20 protein-coding genes are annotated in these 21,210 nt (G+C 65.9%); 13 read left to right on the top strand and 7 right to left on the bottom strand.

Going from position 1 to position 21,210, the window contains the following annotated elements; genetic code table 11:
* The 4 genes from ccoP (at position 1) to K307_RS39105 (ending at position 2,954) form a co-directional block, all read left to right on the top strand.
* Positions 1-918, top strand: coding sequence for a cytochrome-c oxidase, cbb3-type subunit III (ccoP, locus tag K307_RS39120; protein WP_042886422.1), 918 nt, complete (start codon positions 1-3; stop codon positions 916-918).
* Between the two features lie 73 nt (positions 919-991).
* On the top strand, positions 992-2,440 hold the full coding sequence (gene ccoG, locus K307_RS39115; protein WP_230626395.1) for a cytochrome c oxidase accessory protein CcoG: 1,449 nt from the start codon (positions 992-994) through the stop codon (positions 2,438-2,440).
* A 62-nt stretch (positions 2,441-2,502) separates the two neighbouring features.
* Complete coding sequence (locus tag K307_RS39110; RefSeq protein WP_042888022.1) at positions 2,503-2,712, top strand: FixH family protein; 210 nt, start codon at positions 2,503-2,505, stop codon at positions 2,710-2,712.
* A complete protein-coding gene (locus K307_RS39105; protein ID WP_022535719.1) occupies positions 2,709-2,954 on the top strand; it encodes a hypothetical protein in 246 nt (81 codons plus the stop codon). Before K307_RS39110 ends, K307_RS39105 begins: the two co-directional genes overlap by 4 nt.
* Positions 2,955-3,002: 48 nt before the next feature.
* Here K307_RS39105 and fnr read toward each other — a convergent pair whose 3' ends face one another.
* Positions 3,003-3,728 (bottom strand): fumarate/nitrate reduction transcriptional regulator Fnr, encoded by a 726-nt coding sequence (fnr, locus tag K307_RS39100; protein WP_042886420.1) that lies wholly within the window; start codon positions 3,726-3,728, stop codon positions 3,003-3,005.
* 77 nt (positions 3,729-3,805) lie between these two features.
* On the opposite strand from fnr, the gene K307_RS39095 reads away from it, so the two are divergent.
* From K307_RS39095 to K307_RS39055, 9 genes are all read left to right on the top strand, one after another.
* Positions 3,806-4,564 (top strand): sulfite exporter TauE/SafE family protein, encoded by a 759-nt coding sequence (locus K307_RS39095; RefSeq protein ID WP_042886419.1) that lies wholly within the window; start codon positions 3,806-3,808, stop codon positions 4,562-4,564.
* 553 nt (positions 4,565-5,117) lie between these two features.
* Complete coding sequence (gene scpB, locus K307_RS39090; RefSeq protein ID WP_042888021.1) at positions 5,118-6,089, top strand: SMC-Scp complex subunit ScpB; 972 nt, start codon at positions 5,118-5,120, stop codon at positions 6,087-6,089.
* Between the two features lie 5 nt (positions 6,090-6,094).
* The gene (gene rluB / locus K307_RS39085) at positions 6,095-7,963 is read left to right on the top strand and encodes a 23S rRNA pseudouridine(2605) synthase RluB (protein ID WP_042886418.1); all 1,869 of its coding nucleotides are present in this window, start codon (positions 6,095-6,097) and stop codon (positions 7,961-7,963) included.
* 303 nt (positions 7,964-8,266) lie between these two features.
* Positions 8,267-8,755, top strand: a complete 489-nt coding sequence (gene rimP / locus K307_RS39080) for a ribosome maturation factor RimP (RefSeq protein WP_042886417.1) — start codon at positions 8,267-8,269, stop codon at positions 8,753-8,755.
* Entirely contained in the window at positions 8,752-10,227 is a 1,476-nt protein-coding gene (nusA, locus tag K307_RS39075) for a transcription termination factor NusA (protein ID WP_042886416.1), read from the top strand. The genes rimP and nusA overlap by 4 nt, the downstream gene beginning before the upstream one ends.
* A 91-nt stretch (positions 10,228-10,318) precedes the next feature.
* Positions 10,319-13,219: a translation initiation factor IF-2 gene (gene infB / locus K307_RS39070; protein ID WP_042886415.1), complete on the top strand. Its 2,901-nt coding sequence runs from the start codon at positions 10,319-10,321 to the stop codon at positions 13,217-13,219.
* Positions 13,220-13,279: 60 nt separating this feature from the next.
* Entirely contained in the window at positions 13,280-13,648 is a 369-nt protein-coding gene (rbfA, locus tag K307_RS39065; RefSeq protein WP_042886414.1) for a 30S ribosome-binding factor RbfA, read from the top strand.
* Between the two features lie 88 nt (positions 13,649-13,736).
* On the top strand, positions 13,737-14,684 hold the full coding sequence (gene truB / locus K307_RS39060; RefSeq protein WP_042886413.1) for a tRNA pseudouridine(55) synthase TruB: 948 nt from the start codon (positions 13,737-13,739) through the stop codon (positions 14,682-14,684).
* A gap of 213 nt (positions 14,685-14,897) precedes the next feature.
* Complete coding sequence (locus K307_RS39055) at positions 14,898-15,080, top strand: YgaP family membrane protein (RefSeq protein WP_042886412.1); 183 nt, start codon at positions 14,898-14,900, stop codon at positions 15,078-15,080.
* Between the two features lie 63 nt (positions 15,081-15,143).
* Here the strand turns inward: K307_RS39055 and K307_RS39050 are convergent, their stop codons facing one another.
* The 6 genes from K307_RS39050 to K307_RS39025 all read right to left on the bottom strand — a co-directional run bounded on the left by K307_RS39050 (position 15,144) and on the right by K307_RS39025 (position 21,209).
* Positions 15,144-16,136: a Bug family tripartite tricarboxylate transporter substrate binding protein gene (locus tag K307_RS39050; protein ID WP_080745382.1), complete on the bottom strand. Its 993-nt coding sequence runs from the start codon at positions 16,134-16,136 to the stop codon at positions 15,144-15,146.
* An 83-nt stretch (positions 16,137-16,219) separates the two neighbouring features.
* Positions 16,220-16,918: an AroM family protein gene (locus tag K307_RS39045; protein ID WP_042886411.1), complete on the bottom strand. Its 699-nt coding sequence runs from the start codon at positions 16,916-16,918 to the stop codon at positions 16,220-16,222.
* Complete coding sequence (locus K307_RS39040; RefSeq protein ID WP_042886410.1) at positions 16,915-17,838, bottom strand: DUF1177 domain-containing protein; 924 nt, start codon at positions 17,836-17,838, stop codon at positions 16,915-16,917. The genes K307_RS39045 and K307_RS39040 overlap by 4 nt, the downstream gene beginning before the upstream one ends.
* Before the next feature lie 46 nt (positions 17,839-17,884).
* A complete protein-coding gene (pepE, locus tag K307_RS39035; protein ID WP_042886409.1) occupies positions 17,885-18,589 on the bottom strand; it encodes a dipeptidase PepE in 705 nt (234 codons plus the stop codon).
* 17 nt (positions 18,590-18,606) lie between these two features.
* A complete protein-coding gene (locus K307_RS39030; RefSeq protein ID WP_042886408.1) occupies positions 18,607-19,395 on the bottom strand; it encodes an IclR family transcriptional regulator in 789 nt (262 codons plus the stop codon).
* A 212-nt stretch (positions 19,396-19,607) separates the two neighbouring features.
* The gene (locus K307_RS39025) at positions 19,608-21,209 is read right to left on the bottom strand and encodes a DHA2 family efflux MFS transporter permease subunit (protein ID WP_042886407.1); all 1,602 of its coding nucleotides are present in this window, start codon (positions 21,207-21,209) and stop codon (positions 19,608-19,610) included.
* Between the last annotated feature and the right edge of the window lies 1 nt (position 21,210).

Raw genomic sequence — 21,210 nt, 5'->3', positions numbered from 1 at the left:
ATGAGCGATTTCTTTTCCGATTTCTGGAGTTACTACATTGCCGCGATCGCGCTCGTCGGCATCGTCTGGTGCGTCTGGCTGCTGTTCTCGCAACGCAAGATTACCAAGACCGCCGGCGCCACCGAGGACACCGGCCACGTCTGGGACGGCGACCTGCGCGAGCTGAACAACCCCCTGCCGCGCTGGTGGATGTGGATGTTCCTGCTGACCTGCATTTTCGGACTGGCCTACCTGGTGCTCTACCCCGGGCTGGGTTCGTACGCCGGCGTGCTGAAGTCCTCGACGCAAGGCGAACTGGCCGCCCACCGCGCGGCGCAGGAGCAGATGCAGAAGGAGATCTACGCCAAGTACCTGAAGATGGACGTCAAGCAGGTGGCGGGCGACCCGCAGGCGCGCGAGATCGGCCAGCGCCTGTTCCTGAACTACTGCGCGCAGTGCCATGGTTCCGATGCACGCGGCAGCCGCGGCTTCCCGAATCTGACCGACGGCGACTGGCTCTATGGCGGCGAGCCGGAGACGATCCAGCAGACCATCACAAAGGGACGCAATGGCGTGATGCCGCCGTTTGCCGCGACCATCGACGCCAAGCTGGCAGGGGACGTAGCGCAGTACGTGCGTTCTCTGTCGGGCCTGTCGTCGGATCCGATCCGCGCCTCGCGTGGCGAGGGCACCTTCAAGTCGACCTGCGCGGCTTGCCACGGTGCCGGCGGCAAGGGCAACCAGGCGCTCGGTGCGCCGAACCTGTCCGACAAGGTCTGGCTCTATGGCAGCGCGGAAGCCAGCATTGTCGACGCCATCCTGAAGGGCCACAACAACCATATGCCCGCGCATGAGGAGATCCTGACGCCCGAGCGCATCCGGATGCTGACCGCCTATGTCTGGGGGCTGTCCAATACCGGCGGAGGTGCCAGGCAATGACAGGCGACTCATGTGAGCGGGCGCTGGCCGCCCGCGGGAGACCACGCCCATGAACGCACCCGGGAGGCAAGAGATGGCCCGGGCGGCCGACCCACAGCGGTCGGCGGCTGTGCCTGGCGAATCCTCTGACGAAACATTGTACGAGGTCCGCCGCAAGATCTATCCGCGCTCGGTGACCGGCGCGTTTTCCAGCTGGCGGGTCTGGCTGGTGATCCTTACCCAGCTGGTCTACTACGGCACGCCCTGGCTGCAATGGAATGGCCGCCAGGCCGTGCTGTTCGACCTTGGGGCGCGCAAGTTCTATATCTTCGGAATGGTGCTGTGGCCGCAGGACGTCATCTACCTGGCGGTGCTGCTGGTCATTTCGGCGCTGGCGCTGTTCCTGTTCACGGCGATCGCGGGGCGGCTGTTCTGCGGCTATGCTTGTCCGCAGACGGTCTACACCGAGATCTTCATGTGGATCGAGCGGCGGATCGAGGGCGATCGCATCGCGCGCATCCGGCTGGACGGCGATCCCTGGAGCTTGCGGAAGTTGCGCCTGAAAGCGACCAAGCACTTCCTGTGGGTACTGATCGCGCTGTGGACCGGCTTTACCTTCATCGGCTATTTCGCGCCGATCCGCGAGCTGGGCGGTGAGGTGCTGGCCCTGTCGCTCGGGCCATGGCAGGCGTTCTGGATGCTGTTCTACGCATTCGCCACCTGGGGCAACGCCGGCTTTATGCGCGAGCAGGTGTGCAAGTACATGTGCCCGTATGCACGCTTCCAGAGCGTGATGGTCGATCGCGACACCTACGTCGTGACCTACGACGTCGGCCGCGGCGAGCCGCGCGGCAGCCGTTCGCGCAAGACCGACCACTACAAGGCGGGCCTGGGCGATTGCGTCAACTGCAGCATCTGTGTGCAGGTGTGCCCGACCGGGATCGATATCCGCGACGGCCTGCAGTACGAGTGCATCGGCTGCGGCGCCTGCATCGACGCCTGCAACCAGGTCATGGACAAGATGGACTATCCGCGCGGCCTGATCCGGTACACCTCGGAAAACGCGATGCGCAAGGCCCTGTCCGCGGCGGCGTCGCGCAAACGGCTGCTGCGCCCGCGCGTGATCATCTATTCGGTGATCTGGCTCGCGCTGATGGCGGGCTTCGTGGCCTCGATTGCGCTGCGCACGCCGCTGAAGGTGGACATCATCCGCGACCGCGGCGCGCTGGGCCGCGAAGTGGAAGGGCGCTGGATCGAGAACGTCTATCGGCTGCAGCTGATTAACACGACCGAAGGACCGATGCGCATCAGCGTGCGCGCCGACAGCGACGAGCTGAAGAACCTGACGGTCGAATACGACAAGCAGGCCGAAGCGCTGGCGCCGACCTCCAACCGGCTGTTGCCGATCCGCATCCGCGTGCCAATTGAGAACGCGGCGCAGGGTACGCACAAGATCAGCGTGACGGTCACGAGCGAACGCACGGAGCGGGGGAGTGCCGAAATCCGGCAATCCACCAGTTTTATCGTGCCGCGCGATTTGTAAAGCTAGGATGGTGCGGCGCAGCCATGAGCCTGCGCCGCACCGCTACAGATGAAGGGGGCAAGATGAATCAGCAAGGCAATCCGTGGTGGAAGGAACCGTGGCCGTGGCTGTTGATGAGCGGCCCGCTGGTGGCGATGGTGGCGTGCGGCGTGACCATCTGGCTGGCGTCCTCGCATCCTGACCTGCCGGTGCAGGGTGCGACGCGGCATGGACTGGTGGTCGAGAGGGTCGGGACCGCGCCGCCCAAGCCTGCCGCAGCGAGGCAGCCATGAGGCTGCGCTGGCTGATGTGGGTACTGTGGCCCGGGTTCCTGATGGCGGGCTTTGCAACCGCGACGGTCTTTTCGGTCGTGGATCCGGGCGACCTGAAGTTCTTCGGCCACCCGGTCGATGCGTCGCGCGAGTCGGTCTACACGATCGGCTTCCTGCTGGCGTGGGCGTTCTGCGCGCTGTCCAGCGGGCTGACGCTCTACACCATGCCGACCCGGCTCAGCGATACCGACGAACTGGAATGACGAGTGGAATTGCCATCGCCGCACCGGCGATGGCAGTGCGGTGCCTGCTCAGCAGGAGCGGCTGTAGAGTTGCTTGATCCCGTCGATGTCCACTAGCTTGACGTGGCGCTGGCGGATCTGGATCAGGCCCGCTTCGGCAAAGCGCGAGAACAGGCGGCTGACGGTTTCGAGCTTCAGGCCCAGGTAGCTGCCGATCTCTTCGCGGCTCATGCGCATGACGAATTCGGAGGCTGAATAACCGCGCGCCGACAGGCGCTCGGACAAGTTGATCAGGAAGGCGGCAAGTCGTTCCTCGGCGCGCATCGAGCCCAGCGTCACGAGCATCAACTGGTCGTGCGTGATCTCCTTGCCCATCAGGCGCAGGAACTGGTGCTGCAGCGACGGCAGCCCGGCGGACAAGATCTGCAGTTCGTTCATGCGCACCACGCAGACTTCGGTATCTTCCAGCGCCGTGGCATCCGATGCGTGCTGCATTTCGCCCAGCCCGTCGAGGCCGACGATTTCGCCGGGCAGGTGGAAGCCGGTAATCTGCGAACGGCCGTCTTCGGTTGTGACGTGCGTCTTCAGCGTGCCGAAGCGGATGGCATAGACAGCGGTGAGTGGATCGCCCATGCGATACAGGGTCTCACCTTTATGAACACGAATGCGCTCCTGCACCAGCGTGTCCATCTTCGCAAGGTCTTGCTGGGACATGCCTACCGGAAGGCACAGTTGCCCCATCGCACATGTGGAGCAACGGGGCGACATCTCGGTAACGGGAATGGAGTTGAGCAATTGGAACCTGCAAGAATGGCTGCGAGGGCGCGACCCCAACATTTTACCGTGCGATGTGATGCGGCAGGGAGTCAGAATTGACATTTGGTGTGCTTATTAGCGTTTTTCTGCTGGCGCTGCTTGGCGGGGTGCATTGCGCGGCCATGTGTGGCGGCCTTGCTCTGGCGATAGAACAACGCCGCGGCGCCGCCGCCACGATGAGCTTCGTGCAAAGCCGGGCCGCGTGGTTCGGTGAGTTGCTGGCAATGCACATCGGCAGGATCTCGACCTATATATTGCTGGGTGCGTTGCTGGGCGCGGTCGGCGCCACCGCATGGAAGCAGGACTACCTGCCGGTGCAGCGCTGGCTGTTCGGTGCGGGCAGCGCCATGCTGCTGTGGTCGGGCTGGCGGCTGCTCCAGGGCAATGCGTTCACCGTGGCCTGGCTCGAGCGCCTGGCGGCACGCGCCAGCGCTACGGTGGCTGCCCGGCTGGGCCGCCTGGCCGGCGGTATGCCGGCATTCGTGCGGGCCCGTGGCGGGCTGGTGCGGCGCTATGGGGTGGGGCTGGCCTGGGGCCTGGTGCCGTGCGGCATGGTCTATGGCGCGCTGACGCTGGCGCTGCTGGCAGGCAGCGCCGGCTCGGGGGCGCTGGTGATGGGCGTGTTCGGGCTGGGCACGCTGCCCAACCTGCTGGTGCTGTCAGGCCTGTCGGGCTACCTGCGCACGCTGTCCAGGCGGCGTGGCATACGCTTGGGGGCTGGGGTTGCGGTGATGGCGTTCGGCGGGCTGGGCATCGCCCGAGCGGTGCTGCTGCCACATTCCCTGGCCGAGCAGGGTTTCTGCCTGGTGTTCTGAGGCGCCGGCGCCGCACGACGCAACGGATGATGGTTGCAGGCGGGGGCGTGAATGCCATACAATCGCCAACATTGCGGTATCGCGCGGCGCGATGTGGCGAGCAGCGCCAGGCGGCTTTCATACCAGAAGGCGCTCAGGGGCTACGGGAAGCGGAAGGTTTTCGAAGCCCGGCCCGGCCCGCGGTCCATCCGGTTCAAAAGATCTGGCTCAAAAGTCCGGCTGGCACCGCGGTGTTGGAGATGCCGGCCTTGCTCCCGATATCCGTTTTTTCTTGCGTCCGAGGCGTTCAGTTCGCCGACAGCATCGTCCGTTGAGTGCGGGCGCGCGACGCAAGGGGTTCGCTGACCGGCCCATGACGGCCTGCGAACGATCTCCTGCCGGACCGACCCGGCACTCGATGCAAAGAAAGGGAAGTGCACGGCTTGGATGCAGCAGGCATCCGGGTTAGCTGCGCAATGAGATGGCGATGGCATTCGGCATCGCTGTATCCAAAATCTCCGGTGCCCCGGATCCGTCCGGGAGCAGGTGCAAAGACAGGCTGCACACCATCAACATGAATACCCAAGAGGCGAAGATCGTCCTCGAGACGGCGCTGATCTGCGCGCAGGAGCCCTTGCGCGTCAATGATCTGCGACGGCTGTTTGACGATGACGTCGGTGCGGACACGATCCGCGTGCTGCTCGACGAGCTGCGCCAGGACTGGCGCCAGCGCGGTGTGGAACTGGTGGCCCTAGCCAGCGGCTGGCGTTTCCAGAGCCGCCCGGAAATGCGTGAATACCTTGATCGCCTCAATCCGGAAAAACCGCCAAAGTATTCGCGCGCGGTGATGGAAACGCTGGCGATCATTGCCTACCGGCAGCCGGTGACCCGCGGCGATATCGAAGAGATCCGCGGCGTGACCGTCAGCACGGAAGTGATCAAGAAGCTGGAAGACCGCAGCTGGATCGAGGTCATCGGCCACCGCGACGTGCCGGGCCGGCCGGCGCTGTACGCGACCACCAAGGCGTTCCTGGACGATCTCGGCCTGCGCACGCTGGATGAGCTGCCGCCGCTGGAGGATGCCCAGGCGCAGGCCCAGGCAGCCCTGCTGGAACAACAGGCCATCGATTTCGAGGAGCTGGCCGCGATCAAGCCCGCCAGCGCCGACGAGGAGGCGTTTGCCGATCCCGCGGCGGTTCCGGCGCCGGCCGCGGAACAGCAAGCCGCCGAGGTACAACCGCCCATGGCGCAGGGCGTTGCAGGCCAGCCGGAAGGGCTGGCGGCCGAGGCTGGCGAGGTGGTATCCACGCCGGTCGCCGGTGAAAGCACTGAAGGCACCGAGAGTACCGAAAGAAGTGAAGGCGCCGAAACCGCCAATGGTTTCGACGTCCAGCCGCGGCAGCAGGGCAGCGAAGGCGCTGACCCCGCGGATGCCCTGATCGAACCTGCCGAGGCCGAACCCAATCCGGACGGGGCGCGCAGCGAACTGCCAGAAGATGGTACGCCGCCGCACCCGAGCGAGCACGACGAGCGCGTGCCGAACTGAACAACATGCAACATCCGATAGTGAATACCTTGTCTGATTCCGTAGAGCAAGACGCCCGCCATGCGGGCGCATCCGCCGATACCGGCGCCGCAGAACCCGGATCGGGCAGCGAAGCCGCGCCCCGTCGCAAGGGGCTGCGCCGCGGGCTGAGGAACCTGGTGGCATCGCGCCGCCAGGCCGCGCAGGACCGCGACGCCGGCCGCGCAGAAGGTGCCGAGGCACCGGCGCAAGGCGAGGCCGGCGAGCCGGGCGCCGCGTCTGCGGCGGCGCCTGCGGGCGGGCGCGGTGGCCAGCGTGGCCGCGGTAAGCGCAAGACGGGTCAGGGAGAGGGTGGCCAGGGCGGGCACGCCTCGACCACCAAGGCCGAGAAGATCGACCGCGCAGCCAAGGGTGAAGGCGCCGACAAGCCCGAGCAGGCCGGCCGCAAGCGCAAGCTGGGCCAGCAGCGCGCCGGCAAGGGCGCGGCGGCGCCCGCCGAAGCGCAGGGGGCTGGCGCCCGCCAGCAGGGCCGCCGCAAGGACGGCGCCAAGCCGCAGGCGCAGCGCAAGGGGCAAGGCCAGGCCCAGCCCGGCACGGAAAAGACCGCGGCGAGCAGCGAAGACCTGTTCCGCTTCGTGATCTCCGAGCAGTACGACAAGGACGACACCGTCATCCCGCGCACCAAGGCCAAGCCGGTGCGCGAGCTGTCGGCCGAGGACGACGCTCCCAAGCTGCACAAGGTGCTGGCCGAGGGCGGCCTGGGCTCGCGCCGCGAGATGGAAGAGCTGATCCTGCAGGGCCGCGTCTCGGTCAACGGACTGCCTGCCCATATCGGCCAGCGTATCCTGCCGGCCGACCAGGTTCGCGTGAACGGCAAGCTGATTCACCGCAAGGTGTCGACCAAGCCGCCGCGCGTGCTGCTGTACCACAAGCCGGCCGGCGAAATCGTCAGCCAGTCCGATCCGGAAGGCCGTCCGACCGTGTTCGACAACCTGCCGCGCATCAAGACCGGCAAGTGGGTCGCCGTGGGCCGGCTGGACTTCAATACCGAAGGCCTGCTGATCTTCACCACCTCGGGCGATATCGCCAACCGTTTCATGCATCCGCGCTACGGCGTGGAGCGGGAATACGCGGTGCGCACGCTGGGCGAGCTGGCCGAGGCCGATCGCCAGCGCCTGCTGCACGGCATCAAGCTGGATGACGGCGAAGCCAACTTCCTGCGCATTGCCGATGGTGGCGGCGAGGGCGTCAACCAGTGGTACCACGTGGCGCTGACGGAAGGCCGCAACCGTGAGGTGCGCCGCATGTTCGAGGCGGTCGGCCTGACCGTGTCGCGCCTGATCCGCACTCGCTACGGTCAGTTCCTGCTGCCGCGCGGCCTCAAGCGCGGCCGCTGGCAGGAAGTCGAGCCCAATGACGTCAAGGCGCTGATGGCCGGTGTCGGCCTGAAGGTGCCGGGCAAGAGCGAGCAGCCCAGCAAGGGCGCGACCAAGGTCGGCGGGCGCAAGCAGCGCACCGAAGCCGCCATCGCCGGCATGCCGATGCATACCGGCATGGATGGCCTGCCGCGCTACGAACAGGGCGGTGCGCGTGGCGGCGCCCGCGGCGGCCAGCCGGATCCGATGAAGACCTCGATGGGCTACATCAGCCACGGCCCCACGCTGCTGACCTCGCACGCGGCCAATCTGGGCGGCGGGCGCGGCACCGGCGCGCGCCAGGCGCGCGGTGGTGGCGCCGGCCTGGGTGGTCAGGGCAAGGCGCCGCCGCGTCGAGGCGGCGGTGAAGCCAACGGAAATGTGATGCCGAAGGCGGCAAAGCCAGGCGGAAACCGCAACCCGCGCGGTGGCGGCGGTGGTGGCGGTAACCGTGGGGGCAACCGCGGCGGCAATCGCTGAGTGCCCAATGCTGCGCACGGCGGGCAGAGCACCCGCCGGCGCAGCGCAAAGTGTGCGACTATGTCTGGCTTTTGCCTTTTCGACATAATCAGCGTATAATTCAAGTCTATTCAAAAAGCCATCCTCACCGGGGATGGGCGAATGATGGGCATTGCGCCCATTTTTTTTTGGTTCGCCCGTTTTCGGCCCCGCGCTCCGGCGCGAGGCGCGGATGGCGGACAGGCAGGGCTGCAGCAGGGTCGTCCCGGACGGCACCGGCGGGTTTGCCTGCCACGGTGTTGATAGCCATTACTCGGGATAACAGTGCATCTGGCAGATTTGATCGAAACCACCCTTAACGGCATGGGATATGAGCTGGTTGAGCTCGAGCGTGCCCCGGCCGGATTGCTGCGTGTCTATATCGATCAGCCTGAAACCGGCATTGCCATCGAGGATTGTGAAAAGGTGAGCCGCCAGCTCACTCACGTGTTTACGGTCGAGAACGTCGACTATGAACGCCTCGAGGTCTCGTCGCCCGGACTTGACCGGCCGCTGAAGAAGCTGGCCGATTACGCCCGCTTTGTCGGCGCGGAGGCGCGCATCACGCTGCGCCTGCCGGTCAACGGGCAAAAGAACTTCACAGGGATCCTGCAGGCGCCCACCGGGGAGGCGGACGCGGAGAAGGTCGGCCTGGAGTTCGAGGGCAAGGATGGCCCGGCGCTGCTGGAGTTTGCCGTATCCGATGTCGACAAGGCCCGCCTGGTGCCGGTGATCGACTTCAAAGGAAATCAAAGAAAAGGGAACAAGCAATGAGCCGCGAAGTTCTGTTGCTCGTCGATGCGCTTGCGCGTGAGAAGAACGTCGACAAGGATGTGGTATTCGGTGCCCTGGAGGCGGCGCTCGCCTCGGCCACCAAGAAGCGTTTCGAGGAAGACGTGGATATCCGGGTCGCGATCGATCGCGAGTCGGGCGAGCATGAAACTTTCCGCCGCTGGCTGGTCGTTCCCGATGAACAGGGTCTGCAGGAGCCGGACAAGCAGATCCTGCTGTTCGAAGCCCGCGATGAGAACCCCAGCCTCGAGCTGGGCGACTACATCGAGCAGCAGATCGAGTCGGTCGAGTTCGGCCGCATCGGCGCGCAGGCTGCCAAGCAGGTGATCCTGCAGCGCATCCGCGACGCCGAGCGCGAGCAGATCCTGAACGACTACCTGGATCGCGGCGAAAAGATCATGACCGGCACGGTCAAGCGTGCCGACAAGAAGGGGCTGATCGTCGAGTCCGGCCGCGTGGAAGCGCTGCTGGCCCGCGACCAGATCATCCCGAAGGAAAACCTGCGCACCGGCGACCGCGTGCGTGCCTACATCCTGAATGTGGACCGCGCTGCGCGCGGCCCGCAGATCGAGCTGTCGCGCACCGCGCCCGAGTTCCTGATCAAGCTCTTCGAGAACGAAGTGCCGGAGATGGAACAAGGCCTGCTGGAGATCAAGGCCGCTGCCCGCGATCCGGGCGTGCGCGCCAAGATCGCGGTGGTGGCGCATGACAAGCGCATCGACCCGATCGGCACCTGCGTCGGCGTGCGCGGTACCCGCGTCACGGCGGTGCGCAACGAGATCGGCGGCGAGGCCGTGGACATCGTGCTGTGGTCGGAAGACCCGGCGCAGTTCGTGATCGGCGCGCTGGCACCGGCACAGGTTCAGTCGATCGTGGTCGATGAAGAGAAGCACAGCATGGACGTGGTGGTCGACGAGGAAAACCTCGCCGTCTCGATCGGCCGCAGCGGTCAGAACGTACGCCTGGCGTCCGAGCTGACCGGCTGGCAGATCAACATCATGACCCAGGAAGAATCGGCGCAGAAGCAGGCCGAAGAGAGCGATGTCGTACGCAAGCTGTTCATGGCCAAGCTGGACGTGGACGAGGAAGTTGCCGACATCCTGATCGAGGAAGGCTTCTCCACGCTGGAAGAAGTGGCCTATGTCCCCATCAGTGAAATGATGGAGATCGAGGCCTTTGACGAAGACACCGTCAACGAGCTGCGCAATCGCTCGCGTGATGCGCTCCTGACGATGGAACTGGCCCGGGAAGAAAAGGTGGAAGAGGTGTCGCAGGACCTGCGCTCGCTCGACGGCCTGAACCCGGAACTGATCGGCAAGCTGGCCGAAGGCAATATCCACACGCGTGACGACCTGGCCGAACTGGCCGTGGACGAGCTGGTCGAGATGACCGGCGTCAACGAGGAAGAAGCCAAGGCGCTGATCATGAAAGCACGGGAACATTGGTTTAACTGAGGGACACGGCCGGGCCGGCCAACAACTGGCCCGGGCGCGCTTTCCGCATACGATTGTCCCGACGAAGAAACCAAGCATTGAAAGGGTTTGAATGGCAAGCACAACAGTTGCCCAACTGGCCGCAGAACTGAGTCGCAGCGCAGCTGCCCTGCTGGAACAATTGCAGGCGGCTGGGGTGGGCAAAGCTGCGCCAGAAGACGTCATCACGGAATCGGATAAGACCAGGCTGCTGGACTATCTGAAGCGTTCGCACGGCCAGGCCGATGACAGCGCCCGCAAGAAGATCACACTGACCAAGCGCGAAACCTCCGAGATCCGTCAATCGGACTCCACCGGCAAGACCCGTACGGTCCAGGTGGAGGTGCGCAAGAAGCGCGTGCTGATCAAGCGCGACGAGGCCCAGCCCGACGCACAGGCTGACGCTGCCGAGGCCCAGGCCCCGGTCGTCGACGCCGCCGAGCAGGCACGCCGCGACGAGGAAGAACGCCGCCAGGCCGAACTGCTGGCGCGCCAGGAAGCCGAAGCCAAGGCCGCCCGCGAGGCAGCCGAGCGCGAGGAAGCCGAGCGCCGCGCCCAACAGGAAGCCCTGGAAGCGGAGCAGCGCCGCCAGTCCGAACTTGCCGCCAAGAAGGTGGAGGAAGAGGCTGCCGCGTCGCGCGCCGTGACCGAGGCCGCGGAAGACTCCTCGCGCAAGAAGGCCGAGGACGAGAAGGCCCGCGTCGCCGCCGAACGCGCCGAGGCGCAGAAGGCCGCCGACGATGCCAAGGCTGCCGCCGACAAGGCCCGCGCCGAGCAGGAGGTCGCCGCGCGCAAGCGCCGCGAGGCTGCCGAAGCCGAAGCCCGCGCCATCCAGCAGATGCTGAATGCGCCGGCACGCGTGCTGAAGGCGCCGTCCGAGCGCAAGGCCGAGGAAAAGAAGGCCGAGCAGACCGGCACGCTGCACAAGCCGGTCAAGCCGGTTTCCGCGACCGCTGCCGAAGCCAAGCCGGGTGACAAGAAGCCGGCTGCCACGACCACCACCGCCACCGCCGACAAGAAGGGCAAGGTCGTCAAGGCCGGCACTTCGTCGACCTGGCAGGACGAAGGCTCGCGCAAGAAGGGCAGCGGCCTGAAGACGCGCGGCGATTCGTCGGGCGGCGTGGGCGGCTGGCGCGGTGGCCCGCGTGGCCGCGGCGGCAGGCAGCAGCAGCATGACGACAGCCGCAGCAGCTTCCAGGCGCCGACCGAGCCGGTGGTGCGTGAAGTGCATGTGCCTGAAACCGTCTCCGTGGCCGATCTCGCCCACAAGATGGCGGTGAAGGCGTCCGAGGTCATCAAGCAGATGATGAAGCTCGGCCAGATGGTGACGATCAACCAGGTGCTGGACCAGGAAACCGCCATGATCGTGGTGGAAGAAATGGGCCACAAGGCGTTTGCCGCCAAGCTGGACGATCCGGAAGCGCTGCTGGTGGTGGATGGCGAAGACCACACCGACGCCGAGCTGCTGCCGCGTCCGCCGGTGGTGACCGTGATGGGTCACGTCGACCACGGCAAGACCTCGCTGCTGGACTACATCCGCCGCACCAAGGTTGCCGCGGGCGAAGCCGGCGGCATTACGCAGCACATCGGTGCCTACCATGTGGAAACCGACCGCGGCGTGATCACCTTCCTGGATACCCCGGGTCACGAGGCCTTCACGGCCATGCGTGCCCGCGGTGCCAAGGCCACCGACATCGTGATCCTGGTGGTCGCGGCCGACGACGGCGTGATGCCGCAGACCAAGGAAGCGATCGCGCACGCCAAGGCTGCCGGCGTGCCCATCGTGGTGGCGATCAACAAGATCGACAAGCCCGAAGCCAACCTGGACCGCGTCAAGCAGGAGTTGGTGGCCGAGCAGGTGGTGCCGGAAGAATACGGCGGCGACTCGCCGTTCGTGCCGGTGTCCGCCAAGGCCGGTACCGGTATCGAAGACCTGCTGGAGCAGGTGCTGCTGCAGGCTGAAGTGCTGGAACTGACCGCCCCGGTGGACGCCCCGGCCAAGGGCCTGGTGGTGGAAGCCCAGCTCGACAAGGGCAAGGGCCCGATCGCGACCATCCTGGTCAGCAGCGGCACGCTCAAGCGTGGCGATGTGGTCCTGGCTGGCAGCGCCTACGGCCGTGTGCGTGCGATGCTGGACGAGAACGGCAAGCCGACCAAGGAAGCCGGCCCGTCGATCCCGGTGGAAATCCAGGGTCTGTCGGAAGTGCCCGCCGCCGGTGAAGAAGTGCTGGTGCTACCGGACGAGCGCAAGGCGCGCGAAATCGCGCTGTTCCGCCAGGGCAAGTTCCGCGACGTGAAGCTGGCCAAGCAACAGGCCGCCAAGCTGGAGAACATGCTCGAGCAGATGGCCGAAGGCGAAGTGCAGTCGCTGCCGCTGATCGTCAAGGCCGACGTGCAGGGTTCGCAGGAAGCGCTGGTGCAGTCGCTGCAGAAGCTTTCGACCGACGAAGTGCGCGTGCAGATCGTGCACGGCGGCGTGGGTGGCATCTCCGAGTCCGACGTCAACCTGGCGACGGCCTCGAAGGCGGTCATCATCGGCTTCAACGTGCGTGCCGACGCTGGTGCGCGCAAGCTGGCCGAGCACAACGGCATCGATATCCGCTACTACAACATCATTTACGATGCGGTAGACGAGATCAAGGCGGCGATGTCGGGCATGCTGGCGCCGGAGAAGCGCGAGACCACGATCGGCCAGGTGGAGGTGCGCCAGGTGTTCCGCGTGCCGAAGATCGGCGCGGTGGCCGGCTGTATGGTTACCGACGGCCTGGTCAAGCGCAACTCGCTGGTGCGTGTGCTGCGCAACAACGTGGTCATCCACGATGGCGAGCTGGATTCGCTCAAGCGCTTCAAGGACGACGTCAAGGAAGTAAAGCAAGGCTTCGAGTGCGGTCTGTCGATCAAGAACTTCAACGATGTTCAGGAAGGCGACCAGCTCGAAGTGTACGAAATCACCGAGGTGGCGCGTACGCTGTAAGGCGTCGCAAGCAACGGCAGGCTTCGGCCTGCCGTTGTCATCTCGACTAGACAGTATTGAATGGCCAAGAAAGGCAGCATCTCCTCCCGCAATCTCCGCATCTCCGACCAGATCCAGAAGGACCTGGCCGAGATGATCCAGCGCGAACTGCGCGACCCGCGCCTCGGCCTGGTCACGCTGCAGTCCGTTGCGCTGACGCCCGACTACGCGCACGCCAAGGTGTACTTCACCGTGCTGGGCGCCGAGGCGGCAACGGCCGAAGCCATCCTCAACGAGAAGTCCGGCTTCCTGCACTCGCTGCTGTACAAGCGCCTGCACATCCATACCGTGCCGACGCTGCGCTTCCTGCACGACACCTCGGTCGAACACGCCATCGAGATGTCCAAGCTGATCAACGAAGCGAACGCCACGCGTTCGAAAGACGACTGAGCCGTCGCCCGTGCCGCCAGGCATGGGCGCATGGACTGACCGATGTGGCCCTCAGGGCCGCATCGCCGTCGCCCCCTGTTTCCCTCCGATGACCGATTCCAACGCCAACCGTCCGCCGCGCCTGCCGCGCCGCGAGGTGCATGGTGTGCTCTTGCTCGACAAGCCGCTGGGCCTGTCGTCCAACGATGCGCTGGTGCGCGCCAAGCGCCTGCTGCGCGCGGCCAAGGCCGGGCATACCGGTACGCTCGATCCGCTCGCCACCGGCCTGCTGCCGTTGTGCTTTGGCGAGGCCACCAAGTTCTCGCAGGACCTGCTGGAAGCCGACAAGACCTATGACGCCGTGGTGCGCCTCGGCGCCCGTTCCAGCACCGGCGACGCCGAGGGCGAGCTGCTCGATGTGCGCGAGGTCACCTGCGACCGCGCCGCGGTGGAGCAGGCGCTGCAGCGATTCCTCGGCGAGATCGAACAGGTGCCGCCGATGCATTCGGCGCTGAAGAAAGACGGCCGCCCGCTGTACGAATACGCGCGCGCCGGCCAGACCGTGGAGCGCGCGGCGCGCCGGGTCACCATCCGCTCGATCGTGCTGCTCGACTGTGCCTTGCCCGACGAGCCCGCATTCAGCATGCGCGTGACCTGCAGCAAGGGCACCTATATCCGCACCCTGGCCGAGGATATCGGCGAAGCGCTGGGCTGTGGCGCGCACCTGACGGGGCTGCGCCGGATCGCCGTCGGTGACCTGACGCTGGACGGCGCAGTCACGCTGGAACAGATCGAACTGCAGGACGATGCGCGGCGCCCGTCCATGCTGGCGCCGGTGGATGCTTTGCTGCAGAAGTGTGTGCTGGTGCATCTGGACGACGCAGCGGCGGGGCGCTTCCTGCAAGGCCAGCGCATCGCCCTGCGCGATTTGCCGGCAGGCACCGAACTGGCCGAGGAAGCGCTGGCGCGCGTGTATGCCGGTGAGCCCGCGCGGCTGCTGGGCGTGGCGCGCATGCGTGAGGGTGCATTGCGGCCTGAGCGACTGGTAAAGCTATAGCCGCCACAGGAACGCGGCAGCGTCCTGCCGGCATCAGCAAGGAGGCCACGTGAGCCCGCACCGACCGGGGGCACGTGGCCTCTTTGTTCTTCTGCGGCCCTCGGATTAATCCGGTTCTGCATCGACTGATGCGCCAGTTGTGGTCTGGTCAAAGGTTTCCGCTGAGGCCAGGCGCAAGCTCGCTATGTTTACTTGGCAAACAGGGAGCAAAAGATGTTGTTCTGCAAGAACGTTGGTGTCGCGGATCGTCTGATCCGGATCGTGGTTGGCGCAGCGCTGATCGCACTGGTCTTTGTCAGGCCCGGGACGCTGTGGGGCTGGATCGGGCTGGTGCCTTTGCTGACCGGCGTGATGGGCTATTGCCCGGCCTATCAGTTGTTCGGGAAGAGCTGCTAGCGGAGGCAGCGCTGGGCAAGCAAGAAAACGGGGCCCCCTTGCGCCCCGTTTTCCTTGCAGGGATTACTCGAGCGTGATCTTCGCCGACTTGATCACGTCGGCCCACATCTTTCTATCCTGCACCAGGAAACTGGCGAAGTGCTCCGGCGTATCGCCCACGGGCTCGGAGCCGAATTCGGCCATCTTCTTCCTGACTTCCGGGTTCTCCAGCGCCTTGGTCAGCGCCTGGTTGTAGCGGGTCACGATGGTCTTGGGCAGGTCCTTCGGTCCGAAGATGCCTTGCCAGGTTGGCATGTTGAAGTCCTTCAGGCCGCTCTCGGCGAGCGTCGGCACGTCCGGCAACAAGGGCGAACGCTTGCTGCTGGTGACAGCAAGGGCCTTGACCTTGCCGGTCCTGGCGAGCGCCGCCGCCGTGGTGATGTTGTCGAGCGTCATGGCAATATGGCCACCCATCAGGTCGGTAATGACAGGCGTGGCGCCCTTGTACGGAGCGTGAACCATGTCGATGCCCAGCCGGTGCAGCATGGTTTCGGCAATCAGGTGATTCGAGGTGCCGACCCCGGCAGTGCCATAGGTGACCTGCGGCGTCTTTTTCACATACGCGACGAACTCGGCCATCGTCTTTACCGGCAGGGTCGGGCTGACGATCACCACGTTCGGCTGCGTGGCGAGCATGGCGACGGGCGTAAAATCGTCGGCCTTGTACGGCGTGCCTTTAGGGTTCAGCATGTGGGTCACCGCCATCGCGCCGGCTGCGCCCATGCCGATGGTGTAGCCGTCGGCCGGCGACTTGGCCAGCTTGTCGGCGGCGATATTACCGCCCGCGCCTGGCACGTTTTCCACCACGACCGGCACGCCCAGGCTTTCCGACAGCGGTGCCTGTACCAGGCGCGCCAGCAGGTCGGCCGAGCCACCCGGCGCAAAGCCCACCAGCAGGCGTACCGGCTTGGTCGGTTTCCACTCCTGCGCCTGCGCGCTCGTCATCGCGGCTGCGCCCACGCCGATCAACATCATGCCGCGCACCAGCGGCCCAATCCACTTCGCCAGCTTTTCCATGTTACTTCCACTCCAGCATTGTCATGGGCAATCTGTCAGCGGGCTTGCCCTTACCCAAAAAAGGAATATCGTCTCGCCCTGATTCAGGCGCCTGCACCACTCAGCACCTGGCCCAGCAGCGTTGCCACCATGCGGTTGGAGAGTAGTACCGGGGCGCTTGCATGGCGCGCGACTTCGGCCCGCATGGCTTCGGTGTAGCCCATGCAGTGCATTACCACCAGGTCACAGCCGCGCAGCGTTGCGCCTGCCTGCGCGAAGCGGTCGGTGCTGGCGTCGGTATAAGGCGATGCATGCGTGACGCGCACTTCGCAGGGCACCGGCTGGATCAGATGGAAGCCGCTCACCTGGGCTTCGAGCGGCAGCACGATGCCGAGCCGCCTGCACCCTTGGGCGAGCGCCACGGTCAGGTGGTCGACCACCTGTTGCGGCTCGATGACCAGCGTCTGCATCGGCGGCAGCGCGGTGCCGGTGCACAGCGGCACCAGCGCGTCGAAGCGACCGTCATCCAGCGAGGTCATCAGCCGGGCCAGCATTGCCTCGGCCACCGGCTTGCCCATCACCGCCTGGTTGCCGTCGCGCAGGCGACTGGCAAAGCGGTATTCGCCGGGTGCGGGCGCCAGCGCCGAGATCTCGTCGGGACTCAACCTGTCCAGGATGCCGAATTCCTCAACCGAGACCGGCAGGCCCAGGTCGGCAATCATCTGTGGCACCACGTCTGTCCTTGGGGACTGTCCGATGGTGACGAATGCCACGCGCAGCTGGCGTGCGGCAGCCGCGCTCATGCCTCGGTTCCCACGGTCTGCAGATGGGCCAGTGAGCCATAGCGTCGCTGCAATTCGGCCCACTCGGCCTCGTCATAGAAGTTGCACTGGCCCTGGCCGAACAGCTTCGCTACCTCGATGCAGAAGCGCGTGGCGACATCGAGGTCGAAAGCGTTGGTCACGCCGGTCGCGCAGCCCGGCACCGTGGTCTGCGCGGTCAGCGCAACGCCTACCACCGGGGCAGGGGTCACGATGGCCGGTTGCATGATCGAATTGACGTGCCACAGGCCGTTCTCATACGGCGTGATGTCCTGGGTGGTCAACGGCAACACCACCGGCAACTCGCCGCTGACCCATCCCATCAGGTCCAGCATCCGCTCCGGCAGGCGCAGCAGCCAGCCTTGCCTGGCCACCGGCGTCAGCGCCACGCCGCGGCGGTTGACGAAGCGGTTGCCGCGCGTGGTGTCGACCGACAGGATCGCCGCCATCTTCGGGTGGACTTCGTGCGACATCATCTTCCGCATCGCGAACGGCGACTTCATCATCGGCACGGGCTGGTGCGGCCGCGTGGCGGCATGCGGGCAGATATGGGTGTGGATGCGCACCGGCCCGGCCAGCACGTCGCCGCCGGCTGCCATGTCGGCCAGCTTCAGCGCGCTGGCTACCGCCACGATAGCGCCGTCGGCGTCGGAAACCAGGCCCGTCACGGCAGGGCGCGCGCCGACGCCGCCGAGCCGGCCCACCACGCCCAGCGCGGGCGCGTCCGGATTTTGCCCGGGAAGCGTGCAGGCGAGGAAATCGGTGTAGAGGCCGTTTTCTTCCACGCGGGTCACGGTGACATCGGCAACGCCACGCGCACGCAGCAGTGCGGCCACGGTTTCGCCGTCGACATTCGCTGCCGACAGCAGCTCGATCGATTCAATAACCTGCTTGATGGACATGTTGCTTCACTTCCTGAGGCTTGGATGAGGTCGGTGCGCGGCCGGGTCAGCCCGGCAGTGATAGCGCGCCGGGCTGTACGTCAGCGATGTCCGGGCCCCGGAACCACCGCGCGGGATGCGCGCCGCACATCTCGATGCGTTGGTTCGAGACGCGCACCCAATTGCCTTCGGGCAGGCCCAGCACCGGTACTTCAGGCTTCAGCGTGGTGAACTCGGCCAGGCGCTGGTCGCGCGTTTCGCCGCGGAAGCCCGGCACCACCACGCTGAGGTAGTGCGGATTAATCTGGAAGGTCACCAGCGCCAGCGCATCCAGGCCGCCAGGGTCCGCCACCGGCATGTCATTGGTGGTGCAGATCGTCGGGCAGGCCAGGTTGGTGCCGGCGCTCCAGCCGAGATAGCGCGCGGCTCCCGACCGCACCTGCCGTGCAATGGGCGCCAGCAAGCCGCGCTCGCGCAGGCATTGCAGCAAGCGGAAGGTATTGCCGCCACCGACGACGATCAGGTCGGCCGCCTCGATGGCACGGACGGCCGAAGTCGGCTCGGCCAGCCGATGCAGCGAATGCACGTCGATACCGACCGGCGCCAACGCGTCGCCGACCAGGGTCTCGTAGGTGTCCCAGTCGCGTGTTACGCCGGCGAAAGGGATGAAGCATGCGGTCTTGCGGCCCGCGGCCAGCTCGCTGATCGCCGTGTGGGCATGGACCAGGTAGCCGGCGTCGCTGCTGGAGTTGCTGAGTAAGAGAAGTTCCATGGGTATCGGGCGATGATTTAGAGGAGCGGGGCCGTGTCGGCGGCATGGAGCCACACCGGATCGCCGATGCGCTGTCCTAAGGGCGCTACCGCGCGTACCAGCGTGTCGCGCAACGCCTGCGCCTGCGCCTGGCTCACCTGCATCGCGGTGAACGACAGGCACAGGCCGCGCACGTCGCCAGAGAGCGGGTCAGCCAGCGTGGTGGCCACGGCGCCGATGCCCGGCATGCCTTCGTTCACGGCAATGGCACTGCGTTCGCGGCGGGCAATCGCCACGCGCTCGCGCAGTTCAGCGACGGTGGCGGGACAGCCTGCCGGCGCTTCCGGCAGATTGCAGTCCGCGTCGCCGTACCGGGCGCTGAATTCAGGCTCGGGCAGGCGCGACAGCAACACCCGGCCCATCGCGGTGGTGAATGCCGGCCGACGCGCGCCGGGCGGTGACAGCACTTGCACAGGGTTGCTGCCGTTCAGGCGTTGCAGGACCACGGTGTCGATGCCGTCGAGCATCGAGAGATAGGCGGTGAACCCCGTGGAATCCGATAACGCAGCCAGGATCTCGCGGCATTGCTCGTCGAACGGATGCGCCTGTGTGGCGGCCTGGGCTGCGCGGATCAGCAGCACGCCCGGGCGGTAGCGCCGCGTGGACGGCTGCAGTTCCAGCAGGCGGTAGCGCACCATCTGGGCGAGCAGGCGCGAAGCCGAGCTCTTGGCCAGGTCAAGTTCGTCAATGACGTCGTTGAAGGTGATTTCGTGCCGGCCCTGTTCGAACATGGCCAGCACGCCTTCCACGCCTTCAAGAATGCTCACACCGTCACTCCACCCTCTGGTTTCTAAGTCGGTTCCGTTTTTCGGAACCGTGGTTCCGTAAATTGGTTTTCAAATCATAGGGGGAGGATGAAAGGAATACAAGCAGGGATTTCCGCAGGTTCGCCCGTTGCGAGCGTCTGCGCATACCGGCCCAAGGAATGAAAAAAAATGGCCCCGAACAGGGGCCATTCCTCAAGAACAGGGGATTCGGGTCAATGCGCCGCCATCGCATCCGCCGACCCGCCACCGCCCTTGGCCGGCCGCGTCAGCCAGACAAAGCCAATCAGCACGAAGAACAGCATCCCCGAGATCCAGAAGATATCGTTGGCGCCCAGCATCGCCGCCTGCTGGCTGATATTGCGCTCCATCACGCCAACCGCCTGCGCCTGGCTCATGCCCATCTGCGTCAGGTGGCTGAGCTGGTTCTGGTAGACCGGGTTGTAGGGGTTGACCTGCTCCACCAGTTGCGCGTGGTGCAGGGCGGAGCGGTTCTCCCACACCGTGGTCGAGATCGACGCGCCGATGCCGCCAAACGTGATCCGCACGAAGTTCGACAGCCCCGAGGCCGCCGGGATCTTCTCGGCCGGCTGGCCCGACAGGATGATCGACGTCAGCGGGATAAAGAACATCGCCATGGCCGCGCCCTGGATCAGCGTCGGCACCATCAGCGTCCAGGTATCCACCTGCGTGGTGAAGCCCGAGCGCATCAGGCTGACGATGCCGAAGGTGATGAACGCCGCGGTGGCGACCCAGCGCGCGTCCATCTTCGGCAGGTTGCGCCCGATCAGCGGCGACAGGAGGATGGCGAAGATGCCGACCGGCGCCATCACGATGCCCGCGTCGGTCGCGGTGTAGCCGACGATGGTCTGCAGCCACAGCGGCAGGATCACCAGGTTGCCGAAGAACAGCCCGTACGCCACCGAGATCGCCACCACGCCCGAACTGAAGTTGCGGCCCTTGAACAGGCTGATGTCGACGATCGGGTGCTTCTCATAGGTTTCCCAGGCCAGGAAGAACAGGAAACCGACGATCGCCACCAGCGTCAGTACCACGATCTCGGTCGAGTGGAACCAGTCCAGCTCCTTGCCTTTGTCGAGCATCAGCTGCATCGAGCCCACCCAGATCACCAGCAGCGCCAGGCCGATGCGGTCGATCGGCAGCACCCTGGTCGGCGTCTCGCGGTCCTTGTAGATGGCCCAGGTAGCGTAGGCGGTGATGATGCCGACCGGCACGTTGATGTAGAAGATCCACGGCCAGCTCATGTTGTCGGAGATCCATCCGCCCAGCAGCGGGCCCATGATCGGCGCCACCAGCGTGGTCATGCCCCACAGCGCCAGCGCCATGGTGCTCTTCGCGGGCGGGTAGCTCGACAGCAGCAGTGACTGCGATAGCGGGATCATCGGGCCGGCCACGGCACCCTGCAGGACCCGCGCGGCGAGCAGCGTTTCCAGGTTGGGCGCGACGCCGCACAGCCACGACGACAGCACGAACAGCAAGATCGACGTGATGAACAGCCGCACCGCGCCGAAGCGCGTGGTCAGCCAGCCGGTCAGCGGCACCGAGATCGCATTGGCCACCGCGAACGAGGTGATGACCCAGGTGCCCTGGTTTGGCGCCACGCCCAGGTCACCGGAGATCGCCGGGATCGACACATTGGCGATCGACGAGTCCAGCACGTTCATGAACGTGGCCAGCGACAGCGCGATGGTGCCGATCACCAGCTTGCCGCCGGTCAGCGGCTGCGGCTGCTGCGGCACCGGCCGTGCCGGCGCCTGGCTGCCGCCAGCCTGCGCGGCGGTGAGGGAGTTGGCCATG

Origin of the sequence: Cupriavidus necator A5-1, from assembly GCF_000744095.1 — a bacterium.
GTDB classification, from domain to species: domain Bacteria; phylum Pseudomonadota; class Gammaproteobacteria; order Burkholderiales; family Burkholderiaceae; genus Cupriavidus; species Cupriavidus necator_A.
This window is presented reverse-complemented; position numbering and strand designations above follow the sequence as displayed.